We start from the raw sequence: 23,125 nt of genomic DNA on the forward strand, positions 1-23,125 counted from the left end.
GCAGCGGTGTTGGCTGCTTTTACTCACCGCGCTCACTTACTTATGTAAGCTCGCGGGATTCGTTCAGTTGCCGCCTTGCTGCAACCCGAAATGCTGTGGGTAAGCGGCGCGTACCTTTTCCGTTGCGGCTCTGTTTTACCAGCGCGCTTTTAACAGGTTCGGCTGAATGCCGTTAATGGCACGCGTATTACCGAACACCTGCGGCGCCATACCGGCTTCAAACTCTTCACGGAAATATTTGATCGCGCTTTGTAATGGCTCTACGGCGCCAGGCGCGTGAGCACAGAAGGTTTTACCCGGGCCAAGCTGGCGGCAAAGCTGCAGCAGCGTTTCGATATCGCCCGGCTGCCCTTTCCCCTGCTCCAGCGCGCGCAGAATTTTCACGCTCCACGGCAGGCCGTCACGGCAAGGCGTACACCAGCCGCAGGATTCACGGGCAAAAAACTCTTCCAGGTTACGCACCAGCGAAACCATATTGATTTCGTGATCCACCGCCATCGCCAGCGCGGTGCCCAGACGGCTGCCCGCTTTACCGATGCTGGCAAATTCCATCGGCAGATCGAGATGCTGGTCGGTAAGGAAGTCGGTGCCTGCGCCGCCCGGCTGCCAGGCTTTAAACTTCAGCCCGTCGCGCATGCCGCCAGCATAATCTTCCAGAATTTCACGCGCCGTAATGCCAAACGGCAATTCCCAGACGCCTGGATTTTTTACCCGGCCCGAGAAGCCCATCATTTTGGTGCCCGCGTCTTCGCTCTTCGACAGCCCCTTGTACCACTCCACGCCGTTGGCGAGGATGGCCGGCACGTTAGAGAGCGTCTCGACGTTGTTTACGCAGGTCGGTTTGCCCCAGGCGCCAGCGGAAGCCGGGAATGGCGGCTTGGAGCGCGGGTTAGCGCGACGGCCTTCCAGCGAGTTAATCAGCGCCGTCTCTTCACCGCAGATATAACGACCCGCGCCGGTATGCACGATCAGTTCAAAATCAAAACCGGTGCCAAGGATATTTTTCCCCAGGAAGCCCGCTTCGGTGGCTTCGGCGATAGCGCGACGCAGATTCACTGCCGCCTCGATATATTCGCCACGCAGGAAGATGTAGCCGCGATACGCTTTCAGCGCAAAAGCGCTGATCAGCATCCCTTCCACCAGCTGGTGCGGCATCTGCTCCATCAGCAGGCGGTCTTTATAGGTGCCCGGCTCCATCTCATCGGCGTTACACAGCAGGTAACGGATGTTCATCGACTCATCTTTCGGCATCAGGCTCCACTTCAAACCCGTGGAGAAGCCTGCGCCGCCGCGCCCTTTCAGGCCGGAATCTTTTACCTGCGCGACGATTTCGTCAGGCGCCAGGCTTTTAAGCGCTTTTTCCGCGCCCGCGTAGCCGTTTTTGCTGCGGTATTCGTCAAACCACACCGGCTGCTGGTCATCACGCATGCGCCAGGTAAGCGGGTGCGTTTCCGCAGTACGAATGATCTCTTTTACTGTCATTGATACTGCTCCAGTAACGATGGAATATTTTCCGGCGTCAGGTGAACGTGGGTATCTTCATCCACCATCATCGTCGGGCCTTTATCGCAGTTACCGAGGCAGCAGGTTGGCAGCAGCGTGAAGCGGCCATCCGCCGTGGTCTGGCCTGGCTTGATATTCAATGACTGCTCCAGCGCGGCCTGAATGCCTTGATAGCCGGTAATGTGGCACACCACGCTATCGCAATAGCGGATCACGTGACGGCCCACCGGCTGACGGAAAATCTGACTGTAAAAGGTCGCCACCCCTTCCACATCGCTGGCAGGGATGCCTAACACCTCGGCAATGGCATTAATCGCACCATCCGGCACCCAGCCGCGCTGTTTCTGCACGATTTTCAGCGCTTCAATCGAGGCGGCGCGTGCATCTTCGTAATGGTGTTTTTCATGCTCAATCGCGTCGCGTTCTGCCGCACTTAGCTCAAAGACCTCGGTCGGGTCGATCGTTTCGATGGCAATTTTTTGATCGTGCATAATTAGCGGTCCACGTCTGACATAACAAAATCGATACTACCCAGGTAAACGATCAGGTCGGATACCAGGCTGCCGCGGATCACCGAAGGGATCTGCTGCAGGTGCGGGAAGCTTGGCGTACGAATACGCGTGCGATAGCTTACGGTGCTGCCGTCGCTGGTCAGGTAATAGCTGTTGATCCCTTTGGTCGCTTCGATCATCTGGAATGATTCGTTAGCAGGCATCACCGGTCCCCAGGAAACCTGCAGGAAGTGGGTAATCAGGGTTTCAATGTGCTGCAGCGTACGCTCTTTCGGCGGCGGCGTGGTCAACGGATGATCGGCTTTAAACGGTCCGGCCGGCATGTTGTTCAGGCACTGCTCAAGAATACGCAGGCTCTGGCGCATCTCTTCCATTTTCAGCATCACGCGGGTGTAGGCGTCGCTGACGCCGCTGCCCACCGGAATCTCAAAATCGAAGTTTTCATAGCCAGAGTAAGGACGCCATTTACGCACGTCGAAATCGATGCCGGTCGCACGCAGGCCTGCGCCGGTGGTGCCCCAGGCAAGCGCTTCATCTTTACCATAAGCGGCAACGCCTTTAGCACGGCCAACCAGCACGCTGTTTCTCAGCGCGACGGTTTCATATTCCTTCAGACGCTTCGGCATCCAGTCAAGGAACTCACGCAGCAGACGCTCCCAGCCTTTCGGCAGGTCATGCGCGACGCCGCCGATACGGAACCAGGCCGGGTGCATACGGAAGCCGGTAATCGCTTCCACTACATCATAAATTTTCTGGCGATCGGTAAAGGCAAAGAACACCGGCGACATCGCGCCGACGTCCTGAATAAACGTCGAAATATAGAGCAGATGGCTATTGATGCGGAACAGCTCAGAGAGCATGACGCGAATCACGTTAACGCGATCCGGCACCACGATGCCCGCCAGCTTCTCAACCGCCAGCACATAAGGCATTTCATTAACGCAGCCGCCCAGATATTCCACACGGTCGGTGTAAGGAATATAGCTGTGCCAGGACTGACGCTCGCCCATTTTTTCCGCGCCGCGGTGGTGATAACCGATATCAGGCACGCAGTCGACGATCTCTTCACCATCCAGCTGCATAACGATGCGGAAAGCACCGTGTGCTGACGGGTGGTTCGGGCCGAGGTTGAGGAACATAAAGTCCTCGTTTTCGGTGCCGCGCTTCATGCCCCAGTCTTCCGGCTTGAAACGCAGCGCTTCCATCTCCAGATCCTCTTTCTGCTTGGTCAGCTCAAAAGGATTGAATTCCGTCGCACGCGCCGGATAGTCTTTGCGCAGCGGGTGACCTTCCCAGGTTGGCGGCATCATGATGCGCGTCAGGTGAGGATGCCCGTCAAAGGTGACGCCGAACATTTCCCAGGTTTCACGCTCATACCAGTTGGCGTTGGGGAAAAGTTTGGTCAGGGTCGGCAGGTGCATGTCATTTTCAGACAACGCCACCTTGAGCATGATGTCGCTATTGCGCTCAATAGAGAGCAGATGGTAGAAAACGGAAAAATCCGCCGCGGGCAGCCCGTTACGGTGGGTACGCAGGCGCTCATCCGTTCCATGCAGGTCATACAGCATCACATAGGGTTTAGGCAGCTTGCGTAAAAATTCCGCGATCGCCAGCAGCTGTTCACGCTTAACCCAAACAACCGGAATGCCGGTGCGCGTTGGCTGAACGGTAAAGGCATCCGGCCCAAAGCGGTTACGCAACTCGCCGATCACCGGATCATCCAGGTGATCCCGGGTTTGCCATGCAGGCTGAGCGAGATCTTGCGTGGTCAAATCTGTCATACGTTACTCACCATTGGCCTGAAAACAGGCACGAAGTCGTTGGTGTCAGGATGGGGTGCGCGCGTTGGTTGGTGGTATTATTGCGCTGCGTGTCAGGCCCCATCCATAAACTGTTGATTAAATTTCGTCCGGGGTACGCAGGTTCGTTACCGCAATGCGATCGTCGCGTTTCCTTTCGCGTTCAGACTGCATATTGGCGCGGTAGACGCCCTGATCGCCAACCACCCAGGAGAGCGGACGACGTTCTTTACCAATGGATTCCTGCAACAGCAGCAGCGCCTGCATATAGGCTTCCGGGCGCGGCGGGCAGCCAGGGATATAGACATCCACCGGCAGGAACTTATCAACGCCCTGCACTACCGAGTAGATATCGTACATGCCGCCTGAGTTAGCGCAGGCGCCCATCGAGATCACCCATTTCGGCTCCAGCATCTGATCGTACAAACGCTGAATCACCGGTGCCATTTTGGTGAACGGCGTCCCGGCAACCACCATAAAGTCAGCCTGACGCGGCGAAGCACGAATAACTTCGGAACCAAAGCGGGCTACGTCATGCACCGAGGTAAACGAGGTGGTCATTTCGACATAACAACAGGATAAGCCGAAGTTAAACGGCCAAAGAGAGTTCTTACGACCCCAGTTCACCATGTCATGCAGCGCGTTTTCCAGCTTGCCCATGTAAACGCTGCGGTGAACGTGTTGCTCCAGTGGGTCGGAAACGACCTCCTGTTTCTGCAGGGGATAACGGTCATTCTCACCGTTGGGGTCTATGCGGGTGAGCGTATAGTCCATCTTAATGCCTCGCTGTTACTGCTTTTGAGGGTTGGTGTTAGTGACCTTTCCGGTATCAACGTCCACGCGACGACGCGCAGGCGCCCAATCCAGCGCACCAATCCGCACCAGATAAACCAGACCAGCCAACAGCACCAAAATGAAAATTGCGGCTTCTACAAAGCCGATCCAACCGCTTTCACGGATAGAGGTCGACCATGCATATAAAAAGAGGGCTTCTACGTCGAAGATCACGAAGAACATAGCCACCAGGTAGAATTTGGCAGAAAGGCGCAGATGCGTGCTGCCAACCGGATCGATACCTGATTCAAATGGGGTGTTTTTATAACGCGCGCGCGCGCGACCGCCTAACAGCCAGCCGCCGGCCAGCATAAAGACGCATAGCCCAAAAGCGACAACGATAAAAACAACGAATGCCCAGTGATGAGCGATAACTTCGGTGGTTGTTGACATACTCTCTGCTTACTCATCAAAAGTGGCGTTTAGCGTCCTGCGATGCCGATAGCGAAGAACACACCACATTAATTCAAGGGAAGGATGAAAAACCTTATAAATTATGCTGTCTTTAACCTATAAGCAGCAATTTAATGGGGTTTTTTACCCCTTTCTATAACCTTTTGTCAACTTTGACAAAAGTATCCACAGACTAATTTACATTTACATCATTTTATTAACACGAAATGCGCACTATTTAGGCTAAATCGAGTCAGTTTAGGAATGTAAATTAAGTGTAGTGGGTATTGGCACAGTTGGATCGCGCATTTAACAAACATATTTTGACAGGAAAACGGTAAATTTCCTGCCCCTTAGCAGGGTTATTTTTTTGATCCAGAACACACTTTTGCCCTTTTTGATAAAATAATCGTCAATCAGATCGGCTGCTTTTTCAGCAATCGCATCTGAAAAAAGGAATAAGTTAAAAAAGGATTTTATTCAAAAAAGCGTTTCACTTTTATTAAGCGAGGAAAATCAAAAGTCGTAACGAAGCGGGAAAAAAGCGGGGGAAAAGCTTAATAAAAAAGCCTCTTAACCCATTTTCAGGTTAAGAGGCTTTTTTTTCACAATGTTAGCTGATAAAACCTGTTCTAAATGAGAAAACCTCTCATTTTTTCACTTATTCTTCATCATCCAGTAACATTGCATCACCCTGACCCGCTAACGAAAGGTTATACGGGTCATTGCTGGATTCCATCGCGTTGAAAATAGCCAGCGCCAGCTCATTTTCGCTGTCAGGATTACGGCACAGCAGATATTGCGTATCCGGCAGGACCGGCAGGCCTTCCGCCGCGCCCATCACGCGCAGCTCCGGGCTCATCATCTCTACCGGACGCGCAGTCACGCCAAGACCCGCTTTCACCGCCGCGCGCACTGCCGCCAGCGTGGAAGCGACATAAGAGATACGCCACGGGATACCGGCTTCATTCAGGTGATCGATAGCCATATCGCGATACGGGCTTGGCTCATCCAGCAGCACCAATGGAATGGCTTCGCCGCGCTGGAAGATGTAATCCGCTGCGCAGTACCACAGCGTCGGTGACGTACGCAGTACCTGATGGGTGAAATTGCCCGGACTGGAGGTGGTCACCACCAGGTCAACTTCGCCCTGATTGAGCATTTCCATCATAAACGGGTTACGCTTCACACGTACGTCGATCGCCAGTTTTGGATAAACAGAGGTCACGCGGTTCAGCAAGAACGGCAGAATAGTATCTGACGTATCATCAGAGGCGCCGATGGTCAGCACGCCCTGCACGTTGCTGTACATCAGTGAGGTACAGGCTTCATCGTTAAAACGTAAAATTTTGCGGGCATAGCCGAGCAGCTGAATACCGTGCTCGGTCAGCAGCTTGTTACGGCCATGACGGGCAAACAGCTCTTTCCCTACCAGCTGCTCCAGACGCTGCATCTGCTGGCTAACCGCGGACTGGGTTCTGCATACGGCGGCGGCGGCGGCGGCAAAGGTGTTGAGATCTGCTACGGCAACAAACGTTCTCAGCAGATCGAGATCGAGATTGAGTATCGGACGATTTGCATTAGTCATATTTTTTCTTCACTTATAAGTTTTTAAGAACAACTACCCTGGTGTTACTCCCGTCGATCAAATGTCAGACGGAGATTAAGATGGCAATAATGACGTTTCCGAAAACCGGAAGCGACAGCTCAACACTGCATAAAGAAAAGCTGCTTTTCATATACCGCTGGAGGAATGCATGCAGACCAGCCAGTGCCGCCGGTATTGACCTGTTAAAACGTTCAGCGCTTAGGCGCTACTACACTGGACGCAAAATCGCGCCCTGCTTATTGATGGAAGCCGCGCCAACTTCAGGCAAGTTAACTACGGGGCCGCTGGTTCATAACTTTCACATGCTGCGCTGGCAAAATGTCACAACGCAAAAAAACGAATATTTTACCGGACTTAACCTTAACAACCGCCGCGTTTCCCCCGGCTGGCGTCAGGCATATTGGTTTTATCACAAAGTCCGTTGATGGATATCCTGCCACAACGACGCCTAATTTTTAAGCCCCAATCGCATTTTTCTTATCAATAAAGCCGCGTTTTAGCATTATTGCTTCTTTTTTTAACGATTGGTTTTAACGGCGCGCTGGCTGAAAAGCATCCTAAGGCGCAATGGGGTACCCGATGCAAAAGTGGCAGCAAAGCATTCAATTTGTCTAAACATTATCCCCCCTACCGCTTATCGGCAGTTTAAGTAGCAAAATTTAACTGTTTCGTTCCGTATCAATCTACATTTTTCATCTTAATTTGTTTCTTTTTCTGATCCAGCTCGCATGCTGTGAAGAGATGCTTACAGGGAGCGGTGATGGTTGGTTTTTTATGCTGTGTTTTAAGTAAAAATTGGGGTTTTAATCCAGACAATTAAGATTACCTGACGTTGCATACCGCCCAGTACGTCATTGATTCCCGGTTGCGCCAAAAGCGGGCGGTGCCCTTCAAATATCGCAAGCAGAAGAGTAAATTGAGCGGGTTTATTTCCACGGCAGGAACGCAGTTCTGTCAGTTAGGGCACATGCAATGAATACAATTATCGAAAAATCGTCGAAGCTGGATAATGTTTGTTATGACATCCGCGGTCCGGTGTTAAAAGAGGCCAAACGTCTTGAAGAAGAAGGCAATAAGGTCCTGAAGTTAAATATTGGTAATCCCGCGCCGTTTGGCTTTGAGGCTCCGGATGAGATTCTGGTCGATGTTATTCGCAACCTGCCTGGCGCTCAGGGCTATTGTGATTCCAAAGGGCTTTACTCCGCGCGTAAAGCGATTATGCAGCATTACCAGGCGCGTGATATGCGCGACGTTACCGTTGAAGATATCTATATCGGCAACGGCGTTTCCGAGCTGATTGTGCAGTCGATGCAGGCGTTGCTGAACAGCGGCGATGAGATGCTGGTGCCCGCGCCAGACTATCCGCTGTGGACCGCTGCGGTTTCCCTTTCCAGCGGTAACGCGGTGCATTATTTGTGCGATGAATCGGCGGGCTGGTTCCCGGATCTGGACGACATTCGCAGCAAAATCACGCCGCGCACGCGTGGCATTGTGATTATCAATCCCAATAACCCAACCGGCGCTGTCTACAGCAAAGCGCTGCTGATGGAGATTGTGGAGATTGCACGCGAACATAATCTGATCATTTTCGCCGACGAAATTTACGACAAAATTCTCTATGACGCTGCGCAGCACCACTCTATTGCCGCGCTGGCGCCCGATCTGCTTACCGTGACATTTAACGGCCTGTCGAAAACCTATCGCGTGGCGGGATTCCGTCAGGGCTGGATGGTGCTTAACGGCCCGAAAAAACATGCCAAAGGCTATATCGAAGGGCTAGAGATGCTGGCCTCTATGCGTTTGTGCGCCAACGTTCCGGCGCAGCACGCCATCCAGACTGCGCTTGGCGGCTACCAGAGCATCAGCGAATTCATCATGCCCGGCGGACGGTTATATGAGCAGCGCCAGCGCGCCTGGGAGCTGATTAATGACATTCCCGGCGTCAGCTGCGTGAAGCCGCAGGGCGCGCTCTATATGTTCCCGCGTATCGACGCGAAAAAATTCAACCTGCACGACGATCAAAAAATGGTGCTGGATTTCCTGTTACAGGAAAAAGTGCTGCTGGTGCAGGGATCGGCGTTTAACTGGCCGTGGCCGGACCATGTGCGCATCGTGACGCTGCCGCGCGTTGACGATCTGGAAATGGCGATTGGTAAGTTTGGCCGTTTCCTTGAGGGTTACCGCCAGTAAAACCGGCACGCGTTCCCTGCGCTAGCGCCGGGCATGAAAAGGCGATACTGTTGCTGCGGAGACCGGAAATGCCGGTTTCCGCAGTTTGCGTAGAGGAGAAACCTTTTCAATGAAGCAGAGCCATTTTTTCGCCCATCTTTCCCGCCTTAAACTGATCAACCGCTGGCCGCTGATGCGCAACGTGCGTACGGAAAATGTTTCTGAGCATAGCTTACAGGTGGCGATGGTCGCTCATGCCCTGGCGCTGATCAAAAACCTGAAGTTTAACGGTAACCTGAATGCGGAACGCATTGCGCTGATTGCGCTCTACCATGACGCCAGCGAGGTACTGACCGGCGATTTGCCCACGCCGGTTAAGTATTACAACGCGCAAATTGCGCACGAATATAAAAAAATCGAAGAGATTGCCCGCCATCAGCTGATTGAAATGCTGCCTGCCGAGCTACAGGATGCGTGGCGGCCGCTGCTGGATGAACAGCAGCAGAGCGAGGCGGAAACAGCCATTTTGAAACAGGCCGATGCGCTGTGCGCCTATTTGAAATGCCTTGAAGAGCTGTCAGCTGGCAATAATGAGTTCCGCCGGGCACTGGCGCGCCTGGAGAAAACCCTTGAGCGGCGACGCAGCGAGGAGATGGACTATTTCATCGCGGTTTTCGTTCCCAGCTTTAATCTGTCGCTGGATGAAATATCGCAGGATACGCCGCTGTAACTCAAAACGGAAACAGCAGCGGCACCAGCAGAACGCTAACCACCATCACCACCAGCGTAAATGGCACGCCAATTTTCACGAAGTCGCCGAAGCGATAGCCGCCCGGCCCCAATACCAGCGTGTTAACCGGCGACGAGACCGGCGTCATAAAAGCGGCAGAGGCGGCAATGGCGATGATCATGGTGAAGGGGTAAGGCGACACGCCCATCTGCTGCGCGGCCGCCACGCCAATCGGCGCCATCAACACGGCAGTCGCGGTATTGGAAATAAACAGCCCGATGCTGGCGCAGAGAATAAATAAACAGAGCAGCATAATATGCGGGCCCTGACCGCCCGCAACATCCATCAGCCCCTGCACAATCAGCGCCACGCCGCCGGTTTTTTGCAGCGCCAGCGCAAACGGCATCATCCCGGCAATCAGGATCAATCCCGGCCAGTGAATCGCTTTATAGGCGCTTTCCATATCGATACAGCGGAATTTTCCCATCAGTAAACAGGCGATAATCGCCGCAATCGGGCCGGGGATCACATCGGTGATCATCAGCGCTACCATCAGCGCCAGGCAGAACAAGGCGTGCGGAGCCTGACTGTGCGCCGGTACCGCTTCGTCGATCTCCGCAGGCAGCGCCAGCAGCAGTAAATCGCGTTTTTGCTGCTGTAGCTGCTGAATGCGTCGCCAGTCGCCAATCACCAGCAGGATATCGCCGACCTCCAGCGCTTCATCCGCCAGGGCACCCTCCAGCAGGCCGTTGCGGCGTCGAATTCCAATGACGCTGACGCCATAACGCTGACGGAACGCCAGCTCGCGTACGCTTTTGCCCGGCAGCTCTGAATCAGGGATCAATGACACTTCCGCCATGCCCACATCCCGCGCGCGATCGGAAAAATAGTCACCGCGCAAAATCAACGGCTCCAGCAGCTGCTCGCTGCAAAACTGCCGCAGATCGATCTCAGCCGCCGACATATCAATCAGCAGTACATCTCCGCTGCGAAACGTGGTTTCCCCGGTGACCGTCACCATTACGCGCCGAAACTTGCGCCAGCGTTCCAGGCCAACCACGTTAGCGCCATATTTTTTCCGCAGCTTAAGATCGTCAAGGCGGTGCCCTATCAGCGGCGAACCGGTGCGGATGGCCAGGCGACGAGCGCGACCGCTCAGGCGATATTCACGAATCAAATCGCGAAAATTACGGCGGCGCGGCGCAGAAGCTTGCGAGGATTCAGTAGAGGACGCCGCCAGCCAGTAGCGCGCCACCAGCATATAGCCGATACCCAGCGCCAGCACGGTCAGCCCAATGGGCGTAACGGCAAAAAAGCTAAAACCCGCCAGCCCTTCACGCTGGAGTTCACTGTTCACCACTAGGTTTGGCGGCGTAGCTACCAGCGTCATCATGCCGCTAATCAGCCCGGCGACGCTCAGCGGCATCATGAGCCTGGCGGGCGATGAGCCTATTTTTGCTGCCACGCTCAGCACCACAGGGATAAAGATTGCCACTACGCCGGTCGAGCTCATAAAGGCGCCCAGCCCGGCGACGGTCAGCATCAGCCATACAATCATTTTGCTTTCGCTGTTGCCAGCTACTTTCATCAGCCATTCGCCGGTTTGCAACGCGATGCCGGTGCGCACTAACCCTTCGCCAATCACAAACAGCGCGGCGATTAAAATCACGTTCGGATCGCTAAAACCGATGGTGGCTTCCTGCAGCGTCAGCGTGCCGCTAAGCACAAAAGCGACGATCACCAGCAGCGCAACGACATCCATACGCAGCCTGCCGGAAGCAAACAGCCAGACGGTTATGCCCAGCAGCCCTATCACCCAAAGAAGTTGACTATTCACCGCCCGTTCCGCGCTACAAAACCCTCAAGGCGTGCAGCATGCCATAAAATAAACCCCGCGATAGCGGGGTTACATCAATCACTTTTGGGTTAGCACCGTTATTGTGCCATCCTCGGCTTTGCTGATGCGTAGCGCGCTAAGCGTCGTCAGTTGCAGCGCGGTTTCCGCCAGGCGCGGCGTATCTGCTGGCGCATTCACCGCAATCACCGCGCAGCCCGCCGCAAGGCCGGAAAGAATACCGGCAGGCGCATCCTCCACCACAATGCAGTCGGACGGAGAGAGGCCAAGCAGCTCGGCGCCTAGCAGGTAGGCATCCGGCTCCGGTTTCCCCTTTTTAACCCGCTCGGCGGTAACAAAATGGGTGGGCAGCGGTAGCCCTGCCGCCTGTCGGCGCGCAGAAGCCACCGGCATGGAGCCGGACGTCACAATCGCCCAGGGGATCTCAAGCGCGTTTAAATGCGCCAGCAGTTCGCACGCACCAGGCAGCGCCGTTACGCCGTCCGTATCCTCAGCTTCAGTTTTTTCCAGCAGCGTAAACTCTTGCTGGATCGCCTCTTCGCTGCTGCCGGACATAAAGTGACGCAATGAAGTGATAGCCTGCTTGCCGTGAATAAAATCAAGGATTTCATCCGTATCAATACCGTGACGCTTTCCCCAGTTACTCCAGGCGCGTTCCACAACCGGCAAAGAATCGACCAGCGTACCGTCTAAATCAAACAAAAAACCTTTACACTTCACTCACGTTTCCTTCTCTGTCAGGCGTTGATGATTTGCGCAATCTCGGTCGCGCACAGATGATACTGCCGTGGGCAGGTTTGCCAGACGGCCAGCATACGTTGGTATTTTTCCCACATCGGGGTCTGGGCATTAAAGCCGTGTGTGCCGCCATCGAAATGCGTATAGCGCCCTTCGGTGTTCACCATAAAACGCACATAGCCCAAATAGCGCGCTTCGGTTGCCGCATCAAAACCCAGAAAGTGTAACCGACGTTCGTCAATGGCGGCGCGATCCTTCAGGTTTTCCCAGGATACCCGCAGCGCATGGTGCATTTCCATCACGTTAATGATGGCGCGGCAAACCTCTTCAGTCAGCTCGCCAAATTCGCGATCTAACTCGCGCATTTGCAGGCTATATCCGCGTTCAATAATGGTTTGCAGGCGACGATAGCGCTCGCCGTTATCGGGGTCGAGCAGGGTCATGAGTTTGTATTGGTTGGAGAGAATTAAGCGCTGCGCGTGCGTCATGTCCATCTTTAACTCCTGTATTAAGGCACCAGAAAAGGATGTTCAAGAATCGCACGACGCACCAAAAGGCGGTATCACAAGCCAGCCTTTCTTTGATTTAAGCCGGGTTGCCGTAGAAAAATTATCGGGCAACCCGCGCTTTATTCAGAGATCATCAAGGAAGGTGTTATCTAACTGGCGAAAAGCGCGTTTCAGCAGATCTGCCAGCGCCTGATAGGTGGGTTTACCTTCAACCGGCGCAATGGCTTGCCCGGCCTGCTGCAGCTTCTCACGGACCTCATGAAACCAGTTTAATAGCGCGGGCGGCAACGGCGTCACGGAACGGCGTCCCAGCCACCATAACCCCTGCATCGGCAGGCTACAGGCAAACAGCGCGGTCGCCACCGCCGGGCCGAGCTGACCGCCCAGCGCGATTTGCCAGGTCAGGGTAAAAATCGCTAATGGCGGCATAAAACGGATCGCAAAGCGCGTGGCGGTACTGATACGGTTTTCCGGGAAAACCGGCGCGAGGCGTTTATCGTTCGGCCATGTTTTCATGTAGTGCTGTCCAAGCTGGAATGTTTTAAACCAACCGACGCTGGATTCATTTGCCATGGCTCACCTCAACTTCTTTTGCAAGATTTAAAAAATTTAAGCAACGAAACAACTTTATGTGACAACCTTCAAAAAATTTTGTTTTTACGCGGCGCTGCCGTTATTCTGAGCGCGTTATCAGCGCTGCTAAAGCGAATAATTCTTATTATTTTGAGGTGGAGCCGTCGAAGGCGACACAACTTTCAAAATTTTACGTAAAATTACCGAGTTTTTTTGTTATCGGATAACTTTTTGCTGGCAGTATGATGATAATCATTAATGTACCAGCTTTCATACACTACGATGATAGACTGATTGCTTTTTTTTTAGCCACTTTTGACTAATAGGTACTTCCATGTCGAGTAAGTTAGTACTGGTTCTGAACTGCGGCAGCTCTTCCCTGAAGTTTGCCATCCTTAATCCGGCTGACGGTAAAGAGTATCTGTCAGGTCTGGCCGAATGTTTCCATCTGCCTGAAGCACGCATTAAATGGAAGCTGGACGGATCTAAACAGGAAGCTGAACTGGGCGCGGGCGCAGCTCACAGCGAAGCCCTGAACTTCATTGTTAAAAACATTCTGGCACAAAAACCAGAGCTGTCGGCACAAATTGCTGCAATCGGCCATCGTATTGTTCACGGCGGCGAAAAGCTGACCCACTCCGTGGTGATTAGCGATGAAGTGGTGCAGGATATCAAAGAAGCCTCGCCTTTCGCACCGCTGCATAATCCGGCGCATCTGATCGGCATCGACGAAGCGCTGAAAAACTTCCCGCACCTGTCTGATAAAAACGTAGCGGTTTTCGATACGGCGTTCCATCAGACAATGCCGGAAGAGTCTTACCTCTATGCCCTGCCTTATAATCTTTATAAAGAACATGGCATCCGTCGTTACGGCTTCCACGGCACCAGCCATTATTATGTGTCGATTGAAGCGGCCCGCATGTTGAATAAACCGGTGGAAGAGCTGAACGTGATCACCTGCCACCTGGGCAACGGCGCTTCCGTCTCAGCTATCCGCAACGGTAAATGCGTGGATACCTCCATGGGCCTGACCCCGCTGGAAGGCCTGGTGATGGGTACGCGCAGCGGCGATATCGATCCGGCGATCATTTTCTTCCTGCACGATACGCTGGGCATGAATATCGATGCCATTAATAAGCTGCTGACCAAAGAATCGGGCCTGCTGGGCCTGACCGGCGTCACCAGTGACTGCCGCTACGTAGAAGATAACTACGAGACCAAAGAAGATGCCAAACGTGCGATGAACGTATTTTGTCATCGCCTGGCGAAATACATCGGCTCTTACAGCGCGATGATGGATGGTCGCCTTGATGCCGTGGTGTTTACCGGCGGTATCGGTGAAAATGCGGCCATGGTACGCGAGCTATCGCTGGCAAAACTGGCGCTGCTGGGCTTCGAAGTGGATCACGAACGCAATCTGGCGGCGCGCTTCGGACAGGAAGGCTTTATTAACAAAGAAGGCACCCGTCCGGCCCTGGTTATCCCGACCAATGAAGAGTTAGTTATCGCCCGCGACGCCGCGCGCCTTACCGCATAAGACTCTCTCCGTCAGCTCAGGCTGACGGAGTTGTTTTTACCGCCTGAAATTCCTGAGAGGTTAACTGTGTCACGTACCATAATGCTTATCCCTACCGGCACCAGCGTCGGGTTGACCAGCGTCAGCCTGGGCGTCATTCGTGCGATGGAGCGCAAAGGGGTTCGCCTCAGCGTGTTCAAGCCCATCGCGCAACCGCGCGCCGGTGGCAATACGCCTGACCAGACCACCACCATTATTCGTAAAAACTCTTCCATTCCCGCCGCTGAGCCGCTGCAGATGTCACGCGTAGAATCGCTGCTGGGTTCCAACCAGCAGGACGTGCTGATGGAAGAGATTATCGCCCGCTATCACGCCAATACCCAGGACGCAGAAGTGGTGCTGGTGGAAGGCCTGGTGCCCACGCGTAAACATCAGTTCGCCAGCGCGCTTAACTACGAAATCGCCAAGACCCTGAATGCGGAAATCATCTTTGTTACCGCGCTGGGCAACGATTCACCCGCGCAGCTGAAAGAGCGTATCGAAGTGACGCAAAGCAGCTTTGGCGGCAGCAAAAATAAAAATATCACCGGCGTTATCATCAACAAACTGAACGCACCGGTCGATGAACAGGGCCGCACCCGCCCGGATCTGTCAGAGATCTTTGATGACTCCACCAAAGCCAGCGTCGCGAATATCGATCCGAGCCAGCTGTTTGCTAACAGCCCGCTGCCGGTACTGGGCTGCATTCCCTGGAGTTTCGATCTGATCGCTACCCGAGCGATCGATATGTGTCATCACCTGAACGCGCGCGTGATCAATGAAGGTGAAATCCAGACGCGCCGCGTAAAATCCGTCACGTTCTGCGCACGCAGCCTGCCGCATATGCTGGAGCATTTCCGTCCAGGCTCGCTGCTGGTCACCTCCGCTGATCGTCCTGATGTGCTGGTTGCGGCCTGCCTGGCGGCGATGAACGGCATTGAAATCGGTGCGATTCTGCTGACCGGCGGCTATGAAATTGATGACCGGATTGCCAAACTCTGCGCACGTGCCTTCCAGACTGGCCTGCCGGTGTTTATGGTGGAGACCAATACCTGGCAAACCTCGCTTAGCCTGCAGAGCTTCAATCTGGAAGTGCCCAGCGACGATACGCAGCGTATCGAGAAAGTGCAGGAATATGTCGCCAGCCATATCAGCAGCGACTGGATTGAATCGCTGAGCGCCACCTCCGAGCGCAGCCGCCGCCTGTCGCCGCCCGCCTTCCGTTATCAGCTCACCGAGCTGGCGCGTAAAGCGGGCAAACGCATTGTGCTGCCGGAAGGCGATGAGCCGCGTACCGTTAAGGCGGCGGCAATCTGCGCCGAGCGCGGCATCGCCAACTGCGTGCTGTTAGGTAACCCGGAAGAAATTCAGCGCGTTGCCGCAGCGCAAGGCGTTGAGCTGGGCAAAGGCATTGAGATCGTTGACCCGGAAGTGGCCCGCACAGAATATGTGGCTCGCCTGGTTGAACTGCGTAAAAACAAAGGCATGACCGAGGTGGTGGCGCAGGAGCAGCTGGAAGATAACGTGGTGCTGGGCACCATGATGCTGGAGCGCGACGAAGTAGATGGCCTGGTGTCTGGCGCAGTCCATACCACCGCCAACACCATCCGTCCGCCGCTGCAGCTGATCAAAACCGCGCCCAACAGTTCGCTGGTTTCGTCCGTGTTCTTTATGCTGCTGCCGGAGCAGGTGCTGGTTTATGGCGACTGCGCCATCAACCCGGATCCGACCTCCGAGCAGCTGGCGGAAATCGCTATCCAGTCGGCAGATTCCGCTGCGGCTTTCGGCATTGAGCCGCGCGTGGCGATGATCTCCTACTCTACCGGTAACTCCGGCGCGGGCAGCGATGTGGAAAAAGTCCGTGAAGCAACGCGTATCGCCCAGGAAAAACGCCCGGATCTGGTAATCGACGGCCCGCTGCAGTATGACGCGGCAATTATGGAAGATGTGGCGAAGTCTAAAGCGCCAAACTCTCAGGTTGCCGGTCGCGCTACGGTATTTATCTTCCCGGATCTGAACACCGGTAACACCACTTATAAAGCGGTACAGCGTTCAGCCGATCTGATCTCTATCGGGCCGATGCTGCAAGGCATGCGTAAGCCGGTCAACGACCTGTCTCGTGGCGCGCTGGTTGACGATATCGTCTATACCATCGCCCTGACTGCAATTCAGGCCGCGCAGGCGGAAGAGCAGCAAAACTAATTTTAATCGCAAATTAAAGGCGGCCTGGGGGCCGCCTTTTTATTTTCCGCGCCAGAAACGATGGCGTTGCAAATTCCCCTTCACGGTAAATCTTTTTTCCTTGCGCTATAGCGCGCCTTCAACTACGCCATAAATAAGCGCAGCGGCAGCGACTTAAATAGAGAAAATCAAATCCATTTCCGGAAATAAATAAGCGCAACGACAACTAATTTGCTTATTTTATCCACATTTTGTGAAATTACTTTGGTCAAATCCGCATTCCCTAACTAGCCTTAAAATACCTGAAATTGAGGTGTCGTTATTTTTCACGTCTGGTGAAAAATTAATACAGTGGCAACGGGTTAAAAAGATAAACATAGGGAGTAAATATTATGAGTGAACATCCTGATCATCTCCGCAATCGGCAGGATACTGCCTGGGTGGAACCGGTGAATGGTGTACCGCTGAAGCGCATTTCATGGAGCGCTATCTTTGCCGGCGTTATCGCTGCGGTATTAATTCATTTAATTTTATCGCTGTTGGGAACGGCGATCGGTTTGTCCAGTATTGATCCGATGAAGGAGCAAAATCCGCTTGACGGTATTGGCACCGGCGCAGCCATCTGGACCGGCCTGAGCATGCTGGTTTCGATTGCCGTGGGTGCCTGGGTTAGCGGACGTCTGGCGCAGCGCGAAGGGATGCTGCATGGCCTGTTGATGTTCGGCGTGAATACGCTGTTTAGCCTCTGGCTGGCGGTGATGTTAGTGAATTACGCCATGAGCGGTGCCATGAACGTAATGGGCGCAGGCCTGAGCGCTATCGGTAGCAGCATCAGCGCCGTCGCGCCGCAGGCTACGCAAATGGCGCGCGATAAATTACAGGAAAGCGGAATTAACCTTGATGATTTGCAGAATGAATTAGAAACCACGCTGCGTCAGACGGGTAAACCTGAGCTGCAGCCGGAAAATCTGCAAAATGATGCGCAGAATGCCGCCGACAGCGCGCAGAATCAGGCGCAGACCACGGCGAATAATCCACAAAATGCGGATACGGATATTGCCAACTGGGTTAAAGGTTTAATTAGCCGCAATCAGGATACCCTGCAGGCAGCCGACCGTGATGCGCTGAAGAATATTATTAAAGCGCGTACCGGAAAAACCGACGCAGAAGCTGAACAAATTGTCGCTCAGACAGAAAAAAGCTATCAACAGGCGCGGCAAAAATATAATGAGTTAAAACAGCAGGCGGAACAAAAAGCGCGTGAAGCTGCAGATAAAGCCGCAGCCGCTACCGCTAAAGCCAGCTGGTTTGCCTTCTTTATGCTGATTATCGAAGCCATTCTGGCGGGCGTAATGGGCATGGTAGGCCGTCGTACTCAGCCACGTCAGGTACTGAGCAATCAGCGCCCTATCAAACGTGATTAAATAAGCGGTAAAATGAAAAAGGCGGGAGCTTCTCCCGCCTTTTTTACGGCTGTTATTCCGCCTTGACCTGTTTCTCTTGTCTTACCGGTTCGTTCCTGGCGTTGCGACTAAGCCACAGCGACAGCGCCTTCAGTGAATCTGAGGTAAATTCATCGCAGCGGGCAGTGATCTCTTCCGGGGTCAGCCAGAAAACTTCATCAACTTCCTCCGGCTGCATGGCGAATGGCCCGTGCGACACGCAGCTAAACAGCGCGCCCCAAACGCGGCAGTGTTCATCTTCAAAATAGAACTGGCCATGCTCGGCAAAAGGCACCGCGGCGATCCCCAGCTCTTCTTCCGCTTCGCGGCGCGCGGATTCCAGATACCCTTCCCCGCTTTGCACCACGCCGCCTGCGCAAGCATCCAGCATGCCCGGCAGAAAATCCTTTGTTTCCGTTCGGCGCTGCACCAGAATATTACCCATGCCGTCATGCACCACTATATAGGTTGCGCGATGACGCAAATGTTGCGCCCGCATCTGGGCGCGACTGGACTGAGCGATGACTTCGTTATCTTCGCTAACGATATCGACCCATTCAGTGCCGGCATCCTGATCTTGCTCCACCATCAGTAACCCTTTTCGTTCTGGCGCCATTGCGCGATGATATTTCCCACAGGTTTTGCGTTACGTTGACGCAAACCGCCATAACTTAAAGGCTTCGCCTGCCAGACGCAAGCCGTGCGATTAGCCTTTTTTAACCGACTCACCCAGCCACAGCTGAACGGACGCGCGTTGCCATTGAAACCAGGCATAGTGCGCCAGATTTTCCGGCAACGCATCGCCGTGCAGCGCCAGCCGATTAAGCATAATAGCCAAATCCGTATCGGCAATAGACCATTCGCCAAATAGATTTTGTTGCCCTGCGCCCAGCAGGCGTTGCGCGCCATCGATAAGTTTAGCGGCGCTATGGCGCGCGTCCTCGCTTAGCGGTGAATATTTTTGTCCGGCAAACAGCGCTTCGGTGGGCCGCTCCTGTCGGATAGCGATAAAATCGCTGCGCAGCCACGCCTGTAGCTCGCGCGCCCGGGCGCGTTTTTGCCGGTCATGCGGATAGAGACGCTCATACTCCGGCGCAGGAAAGCACTCCTCCAGATATTCCGTAATCGCCGAGGATTCGCTGAGCTGAACGTTATCCAGCGCCAGCGTGGGTACGCGTCGGGTCAGTGAAACGGCGGCATACGCTTCGGTTAAATGCTGCTGATGCGCCAAATCAACCCGCTGTAGCGTAAACGGCAGCCCTTTTTCCCGCAGGGCGACATAAACCGACATCGCCCAGGGACTGTAGCAATTAGCGTCTGACCACAGCTTAATGGTGGGATAGTGCATGCTGTTCTCTCCTGCGCGTTAACGCTTTATGTGCCATTGGTCGTTGCCGCAGCGGGCAACTATCAGGATAACGGCACAGGTTTGTTGCCGCTTCCGTTTGTTTACCGGAGATTTTCCGCGTTGGCAATGGCTATTACGGCGCGATAGTAACACCCTTGCCATGGTTCTCTTCTATGCTGAATAAACAGCAATAACACCGGCATAAGGCTTCACATGCAAATATTAATTACGGGCGGTACTGGCCTGATTGGGCGTCATCTGGTGACGCATCTGCTGGCGCGCGGCAATCGGGTAAGCGTGGTCACGCGTAATGTTGAAGCGGCGCGCGAACTGCTTGGCCCGCAGGTCAGCATCTGGTCCGGGCTTAATCAACAGCGCGATCTGAACGGTATCGATGCGGTGATTAACCTTGCCGGTGAGCCGATCGCCAGCAAGCGCTGGACACCGCAGCACAAACAGCTGCTTTGCGAAAGCCGCTGGCAAATTACTGAGCAGCTGGCCTCGTTAATTAACGCCAGCAGCGAGCCGCCTGCGGTACTGATTTCCGGCTCTGCCACCGGTTATTACGGCAATACCGGCGAGCTGGTATTGACCGAAGAGGATAAAGGTCACGATGAGTTTACCCATCAGCTCTGCGCGCGCTGGGAAGCGCTGGCGATGACCGCCGCCAGCGAGCAGACCCGCGTTTGCCTGCTGCGCACCGGCGTGGTGCTGGCCAAAGAAGGCGGCGCGCTGGCGCAGATGAAAAAGCCTTTTATGTTGGGTCTCGGCGGCCCGCTCGGCAATGGACGCCAGTACCTGCCGTGGATCCACCTGGACGATATGCTGAGCGGCATTCTCTGGCTGCTGGATCATCCGCTGCATGGCGCGTTTAATATGGTGGCGCCCTATGCGGTACGCAATGAGCAGTTCGCCGCCACGCTGGGTAAGGTAATGCACCGCCCGGCGCTGATCCGCACGCCCGCCAGCGCCATAAAATTGCTGATGGGCGAATCTTCGGTGCTGGTGCTGGGCGGGCAGCATGTATTACCGGAGCGGCTACAGGCATCCGGTTTCCGCTTCCGCTGGCATGAGCTGGATAAAGCGCTGGCGGACGTGTGCACATAGCCTGTAAAAGACGCACTGTTATCCGTAGCGGCTACGGCTATTTCAACACCCCGGAAAGAAACTGCTGTAACCGTGCGCTTTTCGGCTGACTGAACAGCGTCCCTGGCGGCCCTTCCTCCTCAATTTTGCCCTGATGCAGAAAAATAACGTGGCTGGAGACGTGGCGGGCAAACTCCATCTCATGGGTGACCACCACCATGGTTTTGCCCTCTTCCGCCAGCTTCTGCATAATGCGCAGCACTTCGCCCACCAGCTCAGGATCGAGCGCGGAGGTCGGCTCATCGAACAGCAGCACATCCGGCTCCATCGCCAGCGCGCGCGCAATGGAGACGCGCTGCTGCTGGCCGCCGGAGAGGTTAACCGGATACTTCGCCTGGGCGCGCTCATCAATGCCGACTTTATTGAGATAGCGCAGCGCCCGCTCGCGCGCCTCCGCCTTGCTTAACCCCAGCACCTGAATCGGCGCTTCCATCACATTCTCCAGCACCGTCATGTGGCTCCAGAGATTAAAGTGCTGAAACACCATGGTAAGACGCGTGCGCAGCAGACGCAGCTGCTCTTTATTCGCCACCTTCAGCTGCCCGTCGCTGTCACGCACCAGATTAATGGGCTGGTTATTGACCATAATCGTGCCTTCGCTCGGCTTTTCCAGGAAGTTAATACAGCGCAGAAAGGTGCTTTTCCCGGAGCCGGACGAGCCGATAATGGTAATCACATCGCCAGCGTTGGCCTGTAGCGAAACGCCTTTTAACACCTCATGTTCACCATAGCGTTTATGCAGTTCGGTAACGTTGAGTTTATTTTCAGCCATAGTCGTACTCAGTGGGACGATGAAGGTTTAAGGTGCGCCAGCCAGCGCTTTTCCGCCTTGCGGAACAGGCTAATCAACACGTAAGAAATCACTAAATAGATCGCCGCCGCGATGCCAAAAGCGGTAAAGGGCTGATAGGTGGCGGCGTTGATATCGCGCGCAATTTTCAGCAAGTCGGGCACGGTGGCGGTAAAGGCCAGCGCCGTTGAGTGCAGCATTAAAATCACTTCATTACTGTAGGCGGGCAGCGCGATACGCAGCGCCGCAGGCAAAATAATGCAGCGATAAAGCTTAAAGGTTGAAAAACCGTAGGCGCGCGCCGCCTCGATTTCACCGTGGGATACCGAGCGAATCGCACCGGCAAAGATCTCGGTGGTATAGGCGCAGGTGTTCAGCGTAAAAGCCAGCAGCGTACAGTTCAGGCCGCTGCGGAAAAAGGCGCTGAGCAGCTCCGATCCTTTCACGACTTCCAGCGTGTACATGCCGGAATAGATAATCAGCAGCTGCACATAGAGCGGCGTGCCGCGAAAAATCCAGGTAAACAGCCACACCGGCGCGCGCACCGCTTTGTTGGGCGAGACGCGCGCAATAGCCAGCAGCACCGCCAGACAGCCGCCAATCACCACGGAAAGGATCAGCAGCCACAGCGTCACCGCCACGCCGGTAAAGCGATAGCCATCGCTCCAGAGCAGCGCTTTCCAGTACTCCTGTAAAATCTCGATCATAGCTCGGCCTTCTTCACGCCCACGGAATAGCGACGCTCCAGCCACCACAGCACGCCATTTGATAAGGTGGTAAACAGCAGATAGATAATGCCCGCTACCAGCGCGAACCAGAACGGCTGCCAGGTACTTTTACCAGCCAGCTGGGTCGCTTTTACCACATCCTCCAGCCCCAGCAGCGATACCAGCGCCGTGGCCTTTAGCACCACCTGCCAGTTATTGCCGATGCCGGGCAGCGCAAAGCGCATCATGGAAGGAAAAAGTATGCGGCGAAATACCTGCGCGCCGGTAAAGCCAAAGGCGGTCGCCGCTTCGATCTGCCCTTTCGGCACCGCCATAAAGGCGCCGCGAAAAGTCTCAGTAAAGTAAGCGCCGTAGATAAAGCCCAGCGTCAGCACCCCGGCCGTCATCGGATCGATATCAAACTGCGCCATGCCCAGCGCGCTGGTGATCTCATTCAGCGCGATCTGCAACCCGTAGAAGATCAGCAGCATCAACACCAAGTCCGGCACGCCGCGTATCAGCGTGGTGTACGCTTCAGAGAGCAGCGCCAGCGGACGATAGCGCGACAGTCGCGCACCCGCGCCCACCAGCCCTAACATCACCGCGATCAGCACCGAACTGAGCGCCAGCTCCAGCGTCACCAGCGCGCCGCGCAAGATAACTTCAGAATAGCCATACAGCATCAACGAAATCCTGGCGTAACAGAAGAGACAACGCGCCGCTCGCGGTAAG

General features: G+C 54.5%; 21 protein-coding genes and 1 pseudogene. 7 read left to right on the forward strand and 15 right to left on the reverse strand.

What is annotated here, in order from left to right; genetic code table 11:
* Window positions 1-135 precede the first annotated feature (135 nt).
* From nuoF to lrhA, 6 genes and pseudogenes are all read right to left on the reverse strand, one after another.
* Complete coding sequence (nuoF, locus tag J2X14_RS19315) at window positions 136-1,482, reverse strand: NADH-quinone oxidoreductase subunit NuoF (protein ID WP_352412775.1); 1,347 nt, start codon at window positions 1,480-1,482, stop codon at window positions 136-138.
* Window positions 1,479-2,022, reverse strand: a pseudogene (gene nuoE, locus J2X14_RS19320) (NADH-quinone oxidoreductase subunit NuoE). Before nuoE ends, nuoF begins: the two are co-directional and overlap by 4 nt.
* Window positions 1,997-3,796 (reverse strand): NADH-quinone oxidoreductase subunit C/D, encoded by a 1,800-nt coding sequence (nuoC, locus tag J2X14_RS19325; protein ID WP_352412776.1) that lies wholly within the window; start codon window positions 3,794-3,796, stop codon window positions 1,997-1,999. Before nuoC ends, nuoE begins: the two are co-directional and overlap by 26 nt.
* Before the next feature lie 117 nt (window positions 3,797-3,913).
* Window positions 3,914-4,588 carry a NuoB/complex I 20 kDa subunit family protein gene (locus J2X14_RS19330; protein WP_352412777.1) on the reverse strand — a complete coding sequence of 225 codons (675 nt, stop codon included), beginning with the start codon at window positions 4,586-4,588 and terminating at the stop codon, window positions 3,914-3,916.
* A gap of 15 nt (window positions 4,589-4,603) precedes the next feature.
* On the reverse strand, window positions 4,604-5,041 hold the full coding sequence (locus J2X14_RS19335) for an NADH-quinone oxidoreductase subunit A (RefSeq protein WP_352412778.1): 438 nt from the start codon (window positions 5,039-5,041) through the stop codon (window positions 4,604-4,606).
* A 661-nt stretch (window positions 5,042-5,702) separates the two neighbouring features.
* On the reverse strand, window positions 5,703-6,629 hold the full coding sequence (gene lrhA / locus J2X14_RS19340) for a transcriptional regulator LrhA (protein WP_352412779.1): 927 nt from the start codon (window positions 6,627-6,629) through the stop codon (window positions 5,703-5,705).
* Window positions 6,630-6,709: 80 nt separating this feature from the next.
* Between lrhA and J2X14_RS19345 the strand changes: the two genes are divergently transcribed.
* The 3 genes from J2X14_RS19345 (at window position 6,710) to yfbR (ending at window position 9,549) form a co-directional block, all read left to right on the forward strand.
* Entirely contained in the window at window positions 6,710-7,075 is a 366-nt protein-coding gene (locus J2X14_RS19345; RefSeq protein ID WP_352412780.1) for a hypothetical protein, read from the forward strand.
* Window positions 7,076-7,622: 547 nt separating this feature from the next.
* Window positions 7,623-8,840 (forward strand): pyridoxal phosphate-dependent aminotransferase, encoded by a 1,218-nt coding sequence (locus tag J2X14_RS19350; protein ID WP_352412781.1) that lies wholly within the window; start codon window positions 7,623-7,625, stop codon window positions 8,838-8,840.
* Between the two features lie 109 nt (window positions 8,841-8,949).
* Window positions 8,950-9,549, forward strand: coding sequence for a 5'-deoxynucleotidase (gene yfbR / locus J2X14_RS19355; protein WP_352412782.1), 600 nt, complete (start codon window positions 8,950-8,952; stop codon window positions 9,547-9,549).
* Window position 9,550: 1 nt separating this feature from the next.
* Here yfbR and J2X14_RS19360 read toward each other — a convergent pair whose 3' ends face one another.
* The 4 genes from J2X14_RS19360 to yfbV all read right to left on the reverse strand — a co-directional run bounded on the left by J2X14_RS19360 (window position 9,551) and on the right by yfbV (window position 13,224).
* Window positions 9,551-11,386: an SLC13 family permease gene (locus J2X14_RS19360; RefSeq protein ID WP_352412783.1), complete on the reverse strand. Its 1,836-nt coding sequence runs from the start codon at window positions 11,384-11,386 to the stop codon at window positions 9,551-9,553.
* A 78-nt stretch (window positions 11,387-11,464) separates the two neighbouring features.
* Window positions 11,465-12,124 (reverse strand): sugar phosphatase, encoded by a 660-nt coding sequence (locus J2X14_RS19365; protein WP_352412784.1) that lies wholly within the window; start codon window positions 12,122-12,124, stop codon window positions 11,465-11,467.
* 17 nt (window positions 12,125-12,141) lie between these two features.
* On the reverse strand, window positions 12,142-12,636 hold the full coding sequence (locus tag J2X14_RS19370; RefSeq protein ID WP_352412785.1) for a YfbU family protein: 495 nt from the start codon (window positions 12,634-12,636) through the stop codon (window positions 12,142-12,144).
* 138 nt (window positions 12,637-12,774) lie between these two features.
* A complete protein-coding gene (yfbV, locus tag J2X14_RS19375) occupies window positions 12,775-13,224 on the reverse strand; it encodes a terminus macrodomain insulation protein YfbV (protein WP_249891713.1) in 450 nt (149 codons plus the stop codon).
* A 334-nt stretch (window positions 13,225-13,558) separates the two neighbouring features.
* Between yfbV and ackA the strand changes: the two genes are divergently transcribed.
* From ackA to J2X14_RS19390, 3 genes are all read left to right on the forward strand, one after another.
* On the forward strand, window positions 13,559-14,761 hold the full coding sequence (gene ackA, locus J2X14_RS19380) for an acetate kinase (RefSeq protein WP_352412786.1): 1,203 nt from the start codon (window positions 13,559-13,561) through the stop codon (window positions 14,759-14,761).
* Between the two features lie 81 nt (window positions 14,762-14,842).
* Window positions 14,843-16,981: a phosphate acetyltransferase gene (pta, locus tag J2X14_RS19385; RefSeq protein ID WP_502890035.1), complete on the forward strand. Its 2,139-nt coding sequence runs from the start codon at window positions 14,843-14,845 to the stop codon at window positions 16,979-16,981.
* Window positions 16,982-17,352: 371 nt separating this feature from the next.
* Entirely contained in the window at window positions 17,353-18,384 is a 1,032-nt protein-coding gene (locus tag J2X14_RS19390; RefSeq protein ID WP_352412788.1) for a TIGR04086 family membrane protein, read from the forward strand.
* 52 nt (window positions 18,385-18,436) lie between these two features.
* Here J2X14_RS19390 and yfcD read toward each other — a convergent pair whose 3' ends face one another.
* Window positions 18,437-18,991, reverse strand: a complete 555-nt coding sequence (gene yfcD / locus J2X14_RS19395; RefSeq protein ID WP_352412789.1) for an NUDIX hydrolase YfcD — start codon at window positions 18,989-18,991, stop codon at window positions 18,437-18,439.
* A 117-nt stretch (window positions 18,992-19,108) separates the two neighbouring features.
* A complete protein-coding gene (yfcF, locus tag J2X14_RS19400) occupies window positions 19,109-19,750 on the reverse strand; it encodes a glutathione transferase (RefSeq protein ID WP_352412790.1) in 642 nt (213 codons plus the stop codon).
* 213 nt (window positions 19,751-19,963) lie between these two features.
* On the opposite strand from yfcF, the gene J2X14_RS19405 reads away from it, so the two are divergent.
* On the forward strand, window positions 19,964-20,857 hold the full coding sequence (locus J2X14_RS19405; protein WP_352412791.1) for a TIGR01777 family oxidoreductase: 894 nt from the start codon (window positions 19,964-19,966) through the stop codon (window positions 20,855-20,857).
* Between the two features lie 37 nt (window positions 20,858-20,894).
* Here the strand turns inward: J2X14_RS19405 and hisP are convergent, their stop codons facing one another.
* Genes hisP through J2X14_RS19420 form a run of 3 tightly spaced genes read right to left on the reverse strand, consistent with a single transcriptional unit; the run spans window position 20,895 to window position 23,076 of the window.
* The gene (gene hisP, locus J2X14_RS19410) at window positions 20,895-21,668 is read right to left on the reverse strand and encodes a histidine ABC transporter ATP-binding protein HisP (protein ID WP_352412792.1); all 774 of its coding nucleotides are present in this window, start codon (window positions 21,666-21,668) and stop codon (window positions 20,895-20,897) included.
* 8 nt (window positions 21,669-21,676) lie between these two features.
* Window positions 21,677-22,393: an ABC transporter permease gene (locus J2X14_RS19415; RefSeq protein ID WP_352412793.1), complete on the reverse strand. Its 717-nt coding sequence runs from the start codon at window positions 22,391-22,393 to the stop codon at window positions 21,677-21,679.
* A complete protein-coding gene (locus J2X14_RS19420; protein ID WP_352412794.1) occupies window positions 22,390-23,076 on the reverse strand; it encodes a histidine ABC transporter permease HisQ in 687 nt (228 codons plus the stop codon). Before J2X14_RS19420 ends, J2X14_RS19415 begins: the two co-directional genes overlap by 4 nt.
* Window positions 23,077-23,125 lie beyond the last annotated feature (49 nt).

It is taken from the genome of Mixta sp. BE291 (assembly GCF_031457955.1).
Taxonomy (GTDB): domain Bacteria; phylum Pseudomonadota; class Gammaproteobacteria; order Enterobacterales; family Enterobacteriaceae; genus Mixta.